A 13,273-nucleotide genomic window follows, 5' to 3' on the forward strand; every position below is an offset into this window, starting at 1 on the left:
GTCAGTTGACCGTGACCTGGCCGAGGGCGGCTTTCGCTTCCTGGGCCTGATGCTGCGGCGCGTAGACCTGAGTGAAACGCACCGGCGGCAAGTTGAACTGGCCCTTCTGCGAGAAGCGCACCAGATGCCGCAGACGCAATTCACCGCTCAGCGCATCCACCGGCACGGCGTAGGCCAGTTGGCCCGGTTCGAACCGCGCTTTCTCCAGCGCGGTCGGCTCGGTGCCGTCCTTGCCCTGCAACTTGATGCCCCACGTGGTGCGCTCGACATCGGCGCCCGGCGGCAGCGGCACTTCCAGCATGCCGTAGCGCAGCGGTTTCGGTGCCTTGCTGGTGAGGATCACTTCGTCCAGGTACAGGCTGTCGCTGGACAACGGTTTGGTGCCGACCGGCTCCAGTTTGAAGGTAAAGGCTTCGTCACCCGGCACCAGACGCGACAGGCGACGGGTGATGGTCACCGCCATCGGATCGACCGCCGGTTGCTGGGTCTGGAAACTCAGCGCCGCACGCAACGGACGCTCCTGAGTGCCCGACACCGACAACACACTCGGCACCGACGCAGCACCCTGCCACGTCCAATACATCTCGCCGGTCGCGCCGTAGTTTTTCTTCCAGCCTTCGCCCGGCGCCAGCGCGATGGTCGGCGACGCCTGGGCGATGCTGCGTTGCAGCCAGGTCAGCGCCAGCGCACGCTCGAGGGTCGATTGCTGCGGCAACAGGCGTTGCAGCAGCGCTGACGCACGGGCCTGATCGAACGGTTGCAGCGACAGGTTCAATGCTTCGACAAACGGTTGAGAGCTGACGGCCAAACGCTGTTGCGCAGCGCCCAGCTGACGATTGAACGCATCCGGCAGAGCGACTTTCGACTGGGTCGCCAGCGAGGCGGTCAAAACCCGCGCCGCCGCCAGACCGAGCGCCGAATCCGGATCGCTCATCACCAGGCTGTCTTCACCGTCGTCCATCAGGTTCGCGGCATTGCCTTCCCCGGCCTTGGCCAGATCCTCCATCAAGCCGCTGAGCAGCGTGTTGACCGGCAAGTGCATCTGCTTGGCGAACGACAGAATCAGCGCCCGTTGCAGCAATGGCGTATTCGGCGCCTGCTTGGCGTAGACCTCCAGCACCCGCTGCCAGTGCTCCGGCGGCAGGGTCAGTTCCAGCACCTGGCTGGCGTTCCAGTCGGCGTAATAGGCGTAAGCGGTGAGGAACGCATCCGGCTCGCCGTCGAAGCCCCACCAGGTGAAGCTCGCCGACGGCCCGGCCATTTGCACCAGACGCAGACGGCTGTTCTGCATGATCAGGCGCAGGCGATCGCGAATCTGCGGGCTCGACGCCAGCGACGGATAAGCGATGCTCAGCGGCAGCAAGCGGCTGGCGGTCTGCTCGACGCCGCCGTACGGATAGCTGAGCAGATCGTCGAGGGCCGAACGGAACAGCGCTTGCGGACTGTCATCCAGACGCAGGCGAATGTCGGTGGCATCCGCCGGCAGAGTCAACGGCGTGTCGCCGCTGGCCACGTCGAGGCTCTGAGTCTGCGTCACTTGCCAGCCTTCTCCGGTCGCGGTCAGGCGCACAGTGAGGGCGTCGGCGGTTTTGCCGTCCTGCACCAGTTCGGCCGTCCACTCGCCAGTGGCCAACGCAAATGCCGGCAGCGGCAGGTAGTTGATGCCGTTGTTGAGGGTCACCGGCAGGCGCTGTTCAGCGCCGGCGTAGTGCGTCACCAGTTCAGCCTTGACCGGTTTCTCGGCCTGGCTGAAGGCGAACACGCCGAGTTGCGGCTGATCGCCCTTACGGAATTTGCTCGGTCCGCTCCACTTCAGGTACAGCGGTTTTTCCGAGCGGACGAACTGCTTCTTCTGCCCGACCTGACCGTCATCGGCAATCGCCCGCGCGGTGATGCGCCAGCGGGTCAGCGAGTCCGGCATCTTGAAGGTGAAGCGAGTCTTGCCGTCGGCATCGGTCAGCAACTCTGGCTGCCACGCGGCGGTGTCGACGTCTTCGCGACGCGGCCGCTCCAGCACTTTTACCCCGCGTTCACTACGATTGGCCTTGCCCGGCGCGCCGGGGCTGCCCGGCAATGCCACGTCGTAACTGATGAACGACAGGCTGGCGCTGGTGCGCACGTTGTTGCGGCGCGGGTGGTAGAAGAACTGGTCGATGGTCGGCGCGACTTCCGGTTGCAGCGCGTAGACCATTTCGTCGACCACGCTGACCGTCAGGTGCGCCGGTACAGCCTTGCCGGCGAACTGCGTGGTCAGGTCGACCGTCACGGTATCGCCCGGCTGATAGGTCTCTTTGTCGGTCTTGATCGCCACGTCGATCTGCGGCGCGACGACTTTGATCCCGGCGTTCTGGAAGCTGTACTGACCGCCCTTGGTGTACAGCACCGAGAACGTCAGGTTCGGCGCGAAGTTGTCCTTCACCGGGATGCGAGCGCGGTATTGGGTTTCACTGAGTTTTTCCAGTTTCAGCCAGTCGCCGCCCTTGGCCAGCAGCGCGGTGGCTTCAACCTTGTCGCGTTCCAGCGACAGCAGCGCATCGCTGACCGGCTCCGGGAACGTGATCAGCGCCAGTGCTTCGTCGCCAGCCTTGTACTCGGGCTTGTCGAGGACGATTTCCACGGTGCCCGGCACGGCCTTGACGCCATCGCCGGTAACGGAATGACCGGTGCCGCCAAGCACCCGGCCGAACTGATCCTTCAGCGACAGGTTGTAGGTGCCCGGACGATCGAACGTCACGCTGAAGCCTTTGTCATTCGCCACCAGTTTGCCTTCGCCGGTGGTCTGGTCTTCCAGACGTACCCAGCTGTAGCCGCTCGGCACTACGGCCTGCGCCTGTTCGCTGCCGCCTTCGTTGGCGTAGCTGAACGCGACCTTGTCACCGACTGCGCTGAAACGCTGCGGCGCAGTCAGACGGAAGCTGGCGGCGCCACGGTCGATGAGGATTTCCTTGGTGGTCTTGACCCGGTACGCCGCGCCATCGCTGGCGAACACGGTAAGCATGTAGCGGCTCGGCTTGTCGGCGGCCGGCAGGTCGAGGGTCGCGTTGCCTTTGCTGTCGGTGGTCAGTTCGGTGCTGGTCAGTTCCACCGGGAATTGCCCGAGGTATTGCAGCTCGTTGTCGACCATCGACAGTTGCTGGGCGCGTAGGCTCAGGGTCAGCTTGGCGTTGGCCACCGGTTTGCCGTCCGGGTACAGCAGCACCAGGCTGCCCTTCACCGGATCGCCAGTGCGGTAATCCTGCTTGGCCAGATTCAGCGAGATTTCGAAGTGCGGCTTGATGTACTCGGCCACCCGGAACGCGCTGCTGTAGGCCTGATCCTTGTAGTTGAAACGCAGCTCATAACCACCGGCCACCGCGTTGTCCGGCAACTGGAAACGGCCCTGGGTGCCGGCCTTCGAATCGAGTTTCAGGTCGAGGCGCTGCAACTCGGTGCCGGTGGCATCGAGCACGCTGACATTGACGTCCGCCGCTCCCGGCAATACCGAATCCCGTGCGTTCTTGAATTCACGTCCGACGATTTTCAGCGACACCCAATCGCCCGGGCGATACAGCGGCCGGTCGGTGAAGGCGTAGAGTTTGGTGTCATAGATTTCGCTGTCGTAATAGAAGTTTTCCGAGACGAACACCCCGCCCTCTTCGTCCTCGCCAATGACGAACGAACGCTCCGGGCTGACATGTTTCAGGCGCAGCAGACCATCGGTGTCGGTGGCGCCGCTGCTCATCACGCCGAGGCCGTCGGTCCACAGCACATTGACCTTCGGCACCGAGCTGCCTTCGTGTTTGCGCGCGGCCCACACCAGCAATTCATCACCGGCAATCTTGCTCACCGCGACGGTGTTGGAAACGAAAACCATGGTGGTCGCGCGGTACTTGCCGATCAGCGCTTCGACCAGATACAGGCCCGGTTTCAGGTTGCCCAACGGGATGTACACGTTACCCGGCGCAACGCTGACAAACTCGCTGGACGACCCGGCCAGATTGACCCCGGCCGGAGGCTGGATCGGCTTGGCCTGCCACAGCGGATAGCGGAACTGGCTGACCACCGGCAGGCCCGGAATCAGAGCGAACTGCGGTTGCGCGTCGTACGGCGTCGGCGCGGCGATGGCGTTGCCCATCTTCAGTTCTGGCACTTCCTCGGTGACTTGCTGGCGCGACTCGTAGGAGAAGGCACGCTGCATCACCCGACGGGATTTGCGATACCAGTTATCCCATAGGTACGCGAGGGTGTTCGACAGTCCTTCGCCCTTGAACTGACCGTCGCTGACTACGCGGTGCAGGTTCTTCTGGCGCTTGAGGAAGTCCAGCGGCTTGTCGATCTTGTACACGCGAATATCGGCTCCGCCGTACGGTTCCATGCGGAAACGACGGTAGTCACGACCCGGCGCTTCGAGGCGCACCACCGCCTGCTCGTCGCTGGCGAAACTGCTGTCGGCCAACAGGAAGAAGCTTTCACCGGACACCGGCGTGTAGCCGCTTGGCTCGACGGAGTCTTCGGCATTCACCGCCGAAAACGGCAGGGCTAACAGCAACAGAAAAGGCAGTAAACGCAGCATGCGGGCACCGGTCATTGGGAGAGAAAGTTCAGTCGATAGACGCCGATGAAGTTGGGGTTGGCTGCGTCGGGTATCCATCGGGTGTCCTTCCATGTCATGAGTTGCTGCAGGCTTGCCGAACGCATGCCGTTGTCGGTTGGGGTGGTCGTGCCGGTGTGATAGGCGATGTAGCGGCCCATCCAGATCATCAGGTGCTGGTCATCGCCCTGATCGAAAAACATCAGATCGCCGGGCCGTGCCTGGGACACGTCGCGGCCGATCAGATGGCTGTTGAACTGAATCAGTTTGATCGCGTTGACGTAGGGGCCGACCTTGCCGCCGCCCTGCTGCCATTGCTGGGCGAACTTGCGTTGCTCGTCACTCAACGACAGCTCCGGCGGCAGGTAGCGGTTGGACACGCCGTTGCTGCGCAGCCATTTGTCATCATGGACTTTCAGCGCTTCGTTGGCGGCAAACCGCACCAACCCGGCACAGTCCTGCTGATACCAGCGCGGGCTCGGGCCTTTGCTCAACTGCTCCTGGGCGATGCGCACGAACCAGGCGCGAAAAACCTGAGACTGCGCAGGATCGAGCGCCGGCGCTTCGACCGCTCGGGCACCCGCGCTCAGTAACAGCGCGAGCAGGCCGAGGCTGCGGATCAATGCCGTCACAGCGCTTTCCACTCCAGCGGCAGCCATTGCCAGTGGCCGTCGGGCTCACTGCCTTCCGGCAAGGTCAGGGCGTATTTGCCCATGCCGCCGAGGGTGCGCAGTTTCGGGATCAGGTAGGTTTGCGCGGCGTTGTAGAACACCGGCTCCATGTCCTGCGGCAGGCTGTCGAGGGTTTCCTGTTGCATCAGTTGCGCCATGGAATCCGGGCCGAAGTAGATCGGCATCAGCACGTCCTTCGGCAACACATCGGCCATCGGCGGGAAGCGTTTGTCGAGGGTACCGAGGGCCTTGTCGACCAGTTTGTCGTCGAGGGAAAACAGCAGCGTCGAACCGTGACGCGCGAGGCTGACTTTCATGAAGGCACGGCCGGTGATCGCGTCCGGGTTCTCGGCATCCTTGGCCGCGTAAGGGCCGAAGTTGGAGCTGACCTGACGCTGCCAGAGGTGGCTCTGGCCTTCCTGCTTCTCGACCACCGGGAACGCGTGGTCGTCGACCTTGCTTTCGTAGGCGCCGACCATCGAATCGAACAGCGTGCCGATATCAGCGTCGAGTTTGCCGCTGTCCTCGTCTTTCAGACTGGCCACCAGCAACGGCGTGTACAGCCGCGAATCGGCGTACCAGCACAGGCCCGCCGCGCCGGCCACGTGTTCGGTGAGTTTCTGCGCCACCGCTTCTTCGGCGCCGAGTTTCACCAGCAACGGTTTCTGCGGCTCGGCGGCCACCGGCAAGGTCACGCAGGCACTGGCGCCCAGCGGCATGGCTTGCCAGACCGGTTTGAAATCGAAGTCCGGCTGGTTGTCCAGTTCATCCATGGCCAGGAAGCTGTGCCAGCCCTTGTCGTCCATGTCGAAACGCAGGCCGGCGAAATTCGGGATGAAACGCTGATAACCCATGGCCAGGACGCTGGAATTGACCGACAGACGCTGCCTGGTTTCAGGCGTCTTGGCCGGCAGCCCGAACGCTTCGGGGAACAGTTTTTCGCCGTTGAGCAGCGCCGCCAAAGCCTGCGGCGAAACATGGCCGGACTCTTCGGAAGCGCCACTTTCCGGGTCGTAGAACTTGGCCGGATTCGACAGCACCACCAGTTTGTCGCCACGGGAGGCGAACAGCAGGGATTTGCTGGCGTTGTAGGTCAGTTGATACAGCGGCACGTCCTCACCGCCGACTTTCAGGGTGCTGAAGACGCTCAGTTGCGAATCGTCCAGAGCGACTTTCGCCAGCGGCTCCAGCAGCTTGGCCAGCCCGCCGCGATCCATCACCAGCAGGAAATCCTTCAGGCGACCATCGGCGCCGCGCCACAGCGCCACGTCTGCCGGTTGATCGAAGAGCTGCTCGATCAGGCTGTCCTGCAGCTTCAGGTCATGCTCGTAGATGATCCGACGCAGACTGCCGATCAGCCCGAGGCGGTCGGCGTGGGTTTCGTAATAGAAGACGAAATCCTCGGTCAGCGTGGCCTTGAGGAACGGCACCGTCAGCAGGTCCTTGGGCAACTGGCTCAGGGAACGGGTTTCCAGCAGCGCATCCGGACGGCTCAGGCCGAGCTTGTCACTGGCCAGTGCCGCCGCCGGCACTTTGGGCTTGTGCATCAACCAGCCGAGCCCGCCCGCCACGCCGGCCACCAGGCACAGCCCGGCCACCAGCAACGGCCAGCGCCGGGAAGGTTTGGCGGTGGGTGCGGCGGTCGCCGGGGTCTCAGTGTTTTCGCTCATCTTCTCGCTCATGTTCCCAAAGCTCGGCAGTTCATCCGTGGTGCGGGATGCTTAATAGTTGAAAGTCTTGACCAGCAGCAGATCACCGATGGCCCGCAGGGGCACGATGAACGTTTCGCGTTTTTCGTCGACGGTGTTTTCGTTGAGCACCAGCGTGATCTGCGAGGTGATGACCTCGTTCTGGTTGCTGGCCTCCTCGAAGTTATAGCCGCCGTCGCCGAAGTTGCCCCAATAGTTGACGTAAACCAGATAGGTGCCATGCAGCGGCGCGGTCATGGTGAACATTTCCGGGCCGGGGCCGTCGACGCCGTCCGGGTCCAGACCGCCGCCGTTGGTCAACGCCGTGTGGGCGAAAAACGCATGCTGGCCGTCCGGGGTAATGATGTGCAGGTCGAGTTCAGCCTTGGGATCGTCCCAGCCGAGCACCACACGAATCCGCGCCGGTGTGCGCAGGTTGTTCGCTTCGTAGAACTGCACGCGCTTGAGCGACTGGCCTTCGGCACTGCGCACTTCGACGCTGTTGGAGCCGGCGCCGAACGCATAGGGCCGGGCGAAACGCCCATCGTCGTCGGTGTACAGGTTCAGCGGATTGCCGTTGACCGCCAGGGTGTGCGGCCCGCGCTGATTGCCAATGGCCTTGAGCTGGCCCTGAATCATCGTGCGATTACGCTGGATGCCGCGATCGATGGGCGGCGTGGGATAGGCGACTTGCGGGTTTTCACTGCGGTCGAGCAAACCGTTGTAGCGCCAGCCGCCCACCGGTTCCGACATCTCGGCGCTGATCGGATTGGTCTGCGCAGCCGACAGCGCCGGCACGCAGGCCAGGCCGATCAGCAGCAAAAGAAATGAACGCATGTAATGCCTCCTGCCATGCCTGAACGAAACCTTGCACCCGATCCTCGGTACTTCACAGCGGTGAAAACTGCGTTTCGTCTGAAAGACCCGTGACTGTCGGGTCGTAGAAGGCGCGAAGGTTAGCGATTCGGCAGTTTTTTAACAATCGGATACATCTTGAAATGCGGTAGGAATCACGCACATTGACCAGGCGTGAGCCGAATAGCGGACTTATTCGGCTCACGAAATGAGCCGAATAATTTCCATCACGTTCAAAACCCGTTTCCCATCCGCCCGGGATGGCCGTGAAACCGCCGCTCATTTGCCCATAAACCCCCTATCTGCTAGTGTCGCGCCGGTTTAACGTCAACCGGAATTAGCCGCCATGGCCCGCAAAAAAGCTGCACTGGATTTCGAACAGTCCCTCGCCGACCTGCAAACACTGGTCGAGCGTCTGGAGAACGGTGAATTGTCGCTGGAAGACTCGCTGACCGCTTTCGAGCAGGGCATCGGTCTGACCCGTGACTGCCAGGCAGCGCTGGCCCAGGCCGAGCAAAAGGTCCAGGTGCTGCTGGAGCGCGATGGCGAGCTGGCCGAGGAACCCTTCGACGCGGACCAGCCAGAATGATCGCGGCGTATTCGGCGACCAGCCAGGCGCGGGTCAATGCGGCACTGGAAACCCTGTTCAACGCACCGCTGCCGGAATTGGCGCGGCTTTACGAAGCGATGCGCTACAGCGTGATGAACGGCGGCAAACGCGTGCGTCCGCTGCTGGCTTACGCCGCGTGCGAAGCCCTCGGCGGCAAGGCCGAGCAGGCCAACGGCGCGGCGAGTGCAGTGGAGCTGATTCACGCCTACTCGCTGGTACACGACGATTTGCCGGCGATGGACGACGACGATCTGCGTCGCGGCCAGCCGACCACTCACAAGAAATTCGATGAAGCCTGCGCGATTCTCGCCGGTGACGGCCTGCAGAGCCTGGCGTTCAGCGCCCTGCTCGACCCGCGTCTGAGCGACCTGAGCGCGGATATCCGCCTGCAACAGGTCACGGCGCTGGCGCACGCGGCAGGCCCGGCCGGCATGGTCGGCGGCCAGGCCATCGACCTCGGTTCGGTCGGCCTCAAGCTCGATCAAAAAGCCCTCGAACAGATGCACCGGCACAAGACCGGCGCCCTGATCGAAGTCAGCGTCAAACTCGGCGCCCTGGCCAGCGGCCGCGCCGAGAAGGATGAACTCAAGGCCCTGCAAAGTTATGCACAGGCCATCGGCCTGGCGTTCCAGGTGCAGGACGACATCCTCGACGTCGAAAGCGATACCGAAACCCTCGGCAAACGCCAGGGCGCGGACATTGCCCGCGACAAGCCGACCTACCCGGCCCTGCTTGGCCTCGACGCCGCCAAGGCCTATGCCCTGGAACTGCGCGATCAGGCCCTGCACGCGCTGCGACCGTTTGACGCGGCTGCCGAGCCGTTGCGCGATCTGGCCCGGTATATCGTCGACCGACGCAACTAAAGGCTAATCAGCCAAAAAAGACCAACGCGTGGGCAGGGGACGATGCATCAGGTAAACTGCCGCATCTTTTATACCTATAACGATTCGCCTGATGCCCACGACGTTCCATGAGATTCCCCGCAAGCGCCCGACCACGCCCCTGCTCGACCGCGCGAACACGCCGGACGGCCTGCGCCGGTTAGGCGAAGCCGAGCTGGAAACCCTGGCTGATGAGTTGCGCCTGGAATTGCTCTACACGGTCGGCCAGACCGGTGGGCATTTCGGTGCCGGCCTGGGCGTCATCGAGCTGACCATCGCGTTGCATTACGTCTTCGACACCCCGGACGACCGGCTGGTGTGGGACGTTGGTCATCAGGCCTATCCGCACAAGATCCTCACCGGTCGTCGCGAGCGCATGGAAACCCTGCGCCAGAAGGACGGCATCGCCGCCTTCCCGCGCCGCTCCGAGAGCGAGTACGACACCTTTGGCGTCGGCCACTCCAGCACCTCGATCAGTGCCGCACTGGGCATGGCCATCGCCGCCCGCCTGCAGAACAGTGATCGCAAGGCGATTGCGGTGATCGGTGACGGCGCGCTGACCGCCGGCATGGCGTTCGAGGCGCTGAACCATGCGCCGGAAGTGAACGCCAACATGCTGGTGATCCTCAACGACAACGACATGTCGATCTCGCGCAACGTCGGCGGTCTGTCGAACTATCTGGCGAAAATCCTTTCCAGCCGCACCTACGCGAGCATGCGCGAAGGCAGCAAGAAAGTGCTGTCGCGCCTGCCCGGCGCCTGGGAAATCGCCCGTCGCACCGAAGAATACGCCAAAGGCATGCTGGTTCCCGGCACCCTGTTCGAAGAGCTGGGCTGGAACTACATCGGCCCGATCGACGGCCACGACCTGCCGACCCTGATCGCCACCCTGCGCAACATGCGCGATCTGAAAGGCCCGCAGTTCCTGCACATCGTCACCAAGAAAGGCAAAGGCTTCGCCCCGGCGGAAGTCGACCCTATCGGTTACCACGCCATCACCAAACTCGAGCCGCTGGACGCCCCGGCCGCTGCGCCGAAAAAGGCCGGCGGGCCGAAGTATTCCGGCGTGTTCGGTGAATGGCTGTGCGACATGGCCGCTGCCGACCCGCGCCTGGTGGGCATCACTCCGGCGATGAAGGAAGGCTCGGACCTGGTGGCGTTCAGCGAACGTTTCCCGCTGCGCTACTTCGACGTGGCGATTGCCGAGCAGCACGCCGTGACCCTCGCGGCCGGCATGGCCTGCGAAGGCGCCAAGCCGGTGGTGGCGATCTACTCGACGTTCCTGCAACGCGGTTACGACCAACTGGTGCATGACGTCGCGGTGCAGAACCTCGACGTGCTGTTCGCCATCGACCGCGCCGGTCTGGTGGGCGAAGACGGCCCGACCCACGCCGGCAGCTTCGACCTGTCGTTCCTGCGCTGCATCCCGGGCATGGTGATCATGACCCCGAGCGATGAAAACGAACTGCGCAAGATGCTCACCACCGGCCACCTGTACAACGGCCCGGCGGCGGTGCGTTACCCGCGTGGCACCGGCCCGAACGCGACCATCGAGAAGAACCTCGAACCGATCGAGATCGGCAAGGGTGTGGTTCGTCGTCAGGGCAGCAACGTTGCCTTGCTGGTGTTCGGCGTGCAGCTGGCCGAAGCGCTGAACGTCGCCGAAACCCTGGACGCCACCGTGGTCGACATGCGTTTCGTCAAGCCGATGGACGAAGCACTGGTACGCGAAATCGCGAACAGCCACGACCTGCTGGTGACCATCGAAGAGAACGCGATCATGGGCGGTGCCGGTGGCGCGGTCAGCGAATTCCTCGCTCGCGAGAATATCCTCAAGTCGGTGCTGCACCTTGGCTTGCCGGACATTTACGTCGAGCACGCCAAACCGGCGCAGATGCTGGCCGAGTGCGGTCTGGACGAAGCCGGGATCGAAGCGGCGGTGCGAGAGCGCCTGGAGCTGCTTAACAAGTAAAACGCAATGCCCATGTGGGAGCGAGCCTGCTCGCGATAGCGTACTGTCAGTCACTTCAATGCCGACTGACACACCGCAATCGCGAGCAGGCTCGCTCCCACATTGATTTGCGCACACCGGAAATACCGACGGAATACCGATGAACCTCTCGCGTCTCGCCCTGCCCCTCCTCCTGCTGCCAATCACCAACGCCCTCGCCGACACCTTCGAACGCGATCAGGCCCTGAAGCTGCCGGACGTGCTGATCAGCGCCAACCGCCAGGTGGAAGCGCGCAACGACAGCAGCGCTGCCAACACCGTATTCACCCGCGAAGACATCGAGCGCCTGCAACCGCGCAGCGTCACCGATCTGCTGCAACGGGTACCCGGCGTGCAAGTGGCACAAACCGGCGGGCGCGGCAGTCTGCCGGGGATCTACATTCGCGGCACGCAATCGGCACAGAGCCTGGTGCTGGTCGATGGCCAGCGCATCGGCAATTCCACCTCCGGCGACAGCAACCTGCAACACCTCAACATTGAGCAGATAGAACGCGTCGAAGTGCTGCGCGGTTCACGCTCGGTGATCTACGGCAGCGATGCGATTGGCGGGGTGATTCAGATCTTCACCCGGCGCGGCGCTGAGCAAGGCTTACAGCCGCGAATGCATGTCGGCTTCGGCAGCAACCAGACCTGGGAGCGCAGTGTCGGTCTGTCCGGCGGCGATGAGAAAACCCGTTTCAACCTCGGCGCCAGCCTCGATGAAACCGCCGGGATCGACCGCACCCACGAGTCCTATCCCAGCGACAGCGATCACGATGCCTACCGCAACAAATCCATCAGCCTGAGCCTCAGCCATGCGCTGACCGATGACATCGAAGTGGGCGCCAACCTGCTGGATAACCGTGGCAAAAGCGAGTTCGACAGTCCCTACGGTAGATATGACTTCCCGACAAAGCAGTCCTATCAACAACAGCAATATAGTGACTTTGACGTCAGCAGCGTCAGTAGTTACTTAGACGCTCGGATTAACGAAATCTGGAAAGCCCGCGTCGAGTTCGGTCATAGCGAAAATCGCGAAAAGACGTTCGACAAGCTCAGCGACGAACGCTCTGTGTTCAACACCTACCGGGATTCGGTGAATTGGCAGAACGACCTGACGTTGGATTCACGCAACAGCCTGATCCTTGGCGGCGACTGGTACGAAGACCGGATCAACAGCAGCACCGCGTTCGACGAAGACAGCCGCTGGAATCGCGCCGCGTTTATCCAGCATCGTTATCAGGCCGACAGTTTCTCCACCGAACTGGGCCTGCGTCGTGACGACAACCAGCAGTTCGGCGGCCAGAACAGCTGGAGCGGCACCCTGACGTTGCCGGTCAATCCCGACAACGATCTGCTCTTGAGCTACAGCGAAGGATTCCGTGCCCCTACTTTCAACGACCTGTACTACCCGAAGTACAGCAATCCGGATCTGAAGCCGGAAACCTCCAAAAGCTATGAGTTGCAGTGGCGCAGCCAGTTGAATGACAGCAGCCGCATAGAGGCGTCGATTTATCGTACAGATCTGAAGGACGCGATTATCGCCGCTGACGGCAACCCTCCAGAGAACGTCGCCTCGGCACGGATCAACGGCTTCGAAGCAGCGCTGAAACAGGACCTTTTCGGCTGGCAGAGCAACCTCGGCGTGGCAATCATCGATCCCCGCGACCGCGACACCGGCCACACCTTGGCGCGGCGTGCCCGTCGTACCTTGAGCTGGGATCTGGATCGGCAGTTCGATCGCCTCGGCCTCGGCGCCAGTTGGCAGGCCGTCAGCAGCAGTTATGACGACCTGCACAATCAGCAGCCATTGGGTGGTTATGCGTTGCTGGGACTGCGCAGCAGCTGGGCGCTGGACCGTGAGATCAAGCTGGATTTCAAGGTGGATAACCTGCTGGACAAGGGTTACAGCCGGGCGCTGTACAGCCATGACGGCAGTCAGTATGGCTATCGTGAGGAAGGCCGGGCATTCATGTTCGGGGTGACCTGGACGCCGCAGCTCTAGCGG

The 13,273-nt window shown here is 62.7% G+C and carries 8 protein-coding genes; 4 read left to right on the plus strand and 4 right to left on the minus strand.

Annotated elements, in window-relative coordinates; genetic code table 11:
• Nucleotide 1 precedes the first annotated feature (1 nt).
• From DLD99_RS25480 to DLD99_RS25495, 4 genes are read right to left on the minus strand one after another with little or no spacing between them, the layout of a single operon-like run.
• Complete coding sequence (locus DLD99_RS25480; protein ID WP_114885782.1) at nt 2-4,567, minus strand: alpha-2-macroglobulin family protein; 4,566 nt, start codon at nt 4,565-4,567, stop codon at nt 2-4.
• Nucleotides 4,564-5,229 carry a DUF1175 domain-containing protein gene (locus DLD99_RS25485; RefSeq protein WP_162803517.1) on the minus strand — a complete coding sequence of 222 codons (666 nt, stop codon included), beginning with the start codon at nt 5,227-5,229 and terminating at the stop codon, nt 4,564-4,566. Before DLD99_RS25485 ends, DLD99_RS25480 begins: the two co-directional genes overlap by 4 nt.
• On the minus strand, nt 5,199-6,911 hold the full coding sequence (locus DLD99_RS25490) for a DUF2138 domain-containing protein (RefSeq protein WP_114885786.1): 1,713 nt from the start codon (nt 6,909-6,911) through the stop codon (nt 5,199-5,201). The genes DLD99_RS25485 and DLD99_RS25490 overlap by 31 nt, the downstream gene beginning before the upstream one ends.
• Before the next feature lie 51 nt (nt 6,912-6,962).
• Entirely contained in the window at nt 6,963-7,766 is an 804-nt protein-coding gene (locus DLD99_RS25495) for a YfaP family protein (protein ID WP_114885788.1), read from the minus strand.
• 364 nt (nt 7,767-8,130) lie between these two features.
• Between DLD99_RS25495 and DLD99_RS25500 the strand changes: the two genes are divergently transcribed.
• The 4 genes from DLD99_RS25500 (at nt 8,131) to DLD99_RS25515 (ending at nt 13,270) form a co-directional block, all read left to right on the plus strand.
• Nucleotides 8,131-8,373, plus strand: a complete 243-nt coding sequence (locus tag DLD99_RS25500; protein WP_007894317.1) for an exodeoxyribonuclease VII small subunit — start codon at nt 8,131-8,133, stop codon at nt 8,371-8,373.
• A complete protein-coding gene (gene ispA, locus DLD99_RS25505; RefSeq protein ID WP_096820759.1) occupies nt 8,370-9,257 on the plus strand; it encodes a (2E,6E)-farnesyl diphosphate synthase in 888 nt (295 codons plus the stop codon). Before DLD99_RS25500 ends, ispA begins: the two co-directional genes overlap by 4 nt.
• Before the next feature lie 91 nt (nt 9,258-9,348).
• The gene (gene dxs / locus DLD99_RS25510) at nt 9,349-11,247 is read left to right on the plus strand and encodes a 1-deoxy-D-xylulose-5-phosphate synthase (RefSeq protein ID WP_114885789.1); all 1,899 of its coding nucleotides are present in this window, start codon (nt 9,349-9,351) and stop codon (nt 11,245-11,247) included.
• A 139-nt stretch (nt 11,248-11,386) separates the two neighbouring features.
• On the plus strand, nt 11,387-13,270 hold the full coding sequence (locus DLD99_RS25515; RefSeq protein WP_114885791.1) for a TonB-dependent receptor domain-containing protein: 1,884 nt from the start codon (nt 11,387-11,389) through the stop codon (nt 13,268-13,270).
• Nucleotides 13,271-13,273 lie beyond the last annotated feature (3 nt).

Origin of the sequence: Pseudomonas kribbensis (assembly GCF_003352185.1) — a bacterium.
In the GTDB taxonomy this organism is placed as follows: domain Bacteria; phylum Pseudomonadota; class Gammaproteobacteria; order Pseudomonadales; family Pseudomonadaceae; genus Aquipseudomonas; species Aquipseudomonas kribbensis.

Coding starts and splice junctions, on each gene's coding strand:
- ispA (WP_096820759.1), top strand. CDS start 8,370: ATGATCGCGGCGTATTCGGCGACCAGCCAGGCGCGGGTCAATGCGGCA.
- DLD99_RS25485 (WP_162803517.1), bottom strand. CDS start 5,229: ATGGCTGCCGCTGGAGTGGAAAGCGCTGTGACGGCATTGATCCGCAGC.
- DLD99_RS25490 (WP_114885786.1), bottom strand. CDS start 6,911: ATGAGCGAAAACACTGAGACCCCGGCGACCGCCGCACCCACCGCCAAA.
- DLD99_RS25500 (WP_007894317.1), top strand. CDS start 8,131: ATGGCCCGCAAAAAAGCTGCACTGGATTTCGAACAGTCCCTCGCCGAC.
- DLD99_RS25515 (WP_114885791.1), top strand. CDS start 11,387: ATGAACCTCTCGCGTCTCGCCCTGCCCCTCCTCCTGCTGCCAATCACC.
- DLD99_RS25480 (WP_114885782.1), bottom strand. CDS start 4,567: ATGACCGGTGCCCGCATGCTGCGTTTACTGCCTTTTCTGTTGCTGTTA.
- DLD99_RS25495 (WP_114885788.1), bottom strand. CDS start 7,766: ATGCGTTCATTTCTTTTGCTGCTGATCGGCCTGGCCTGCGTGCCGGCG.
- dxs (WP_114885789.1), top strand. CDS start 9,349: ATGCCCACGACGTTCCATGAGATTCCCCGCAAGCGCCCGACCACGCCC.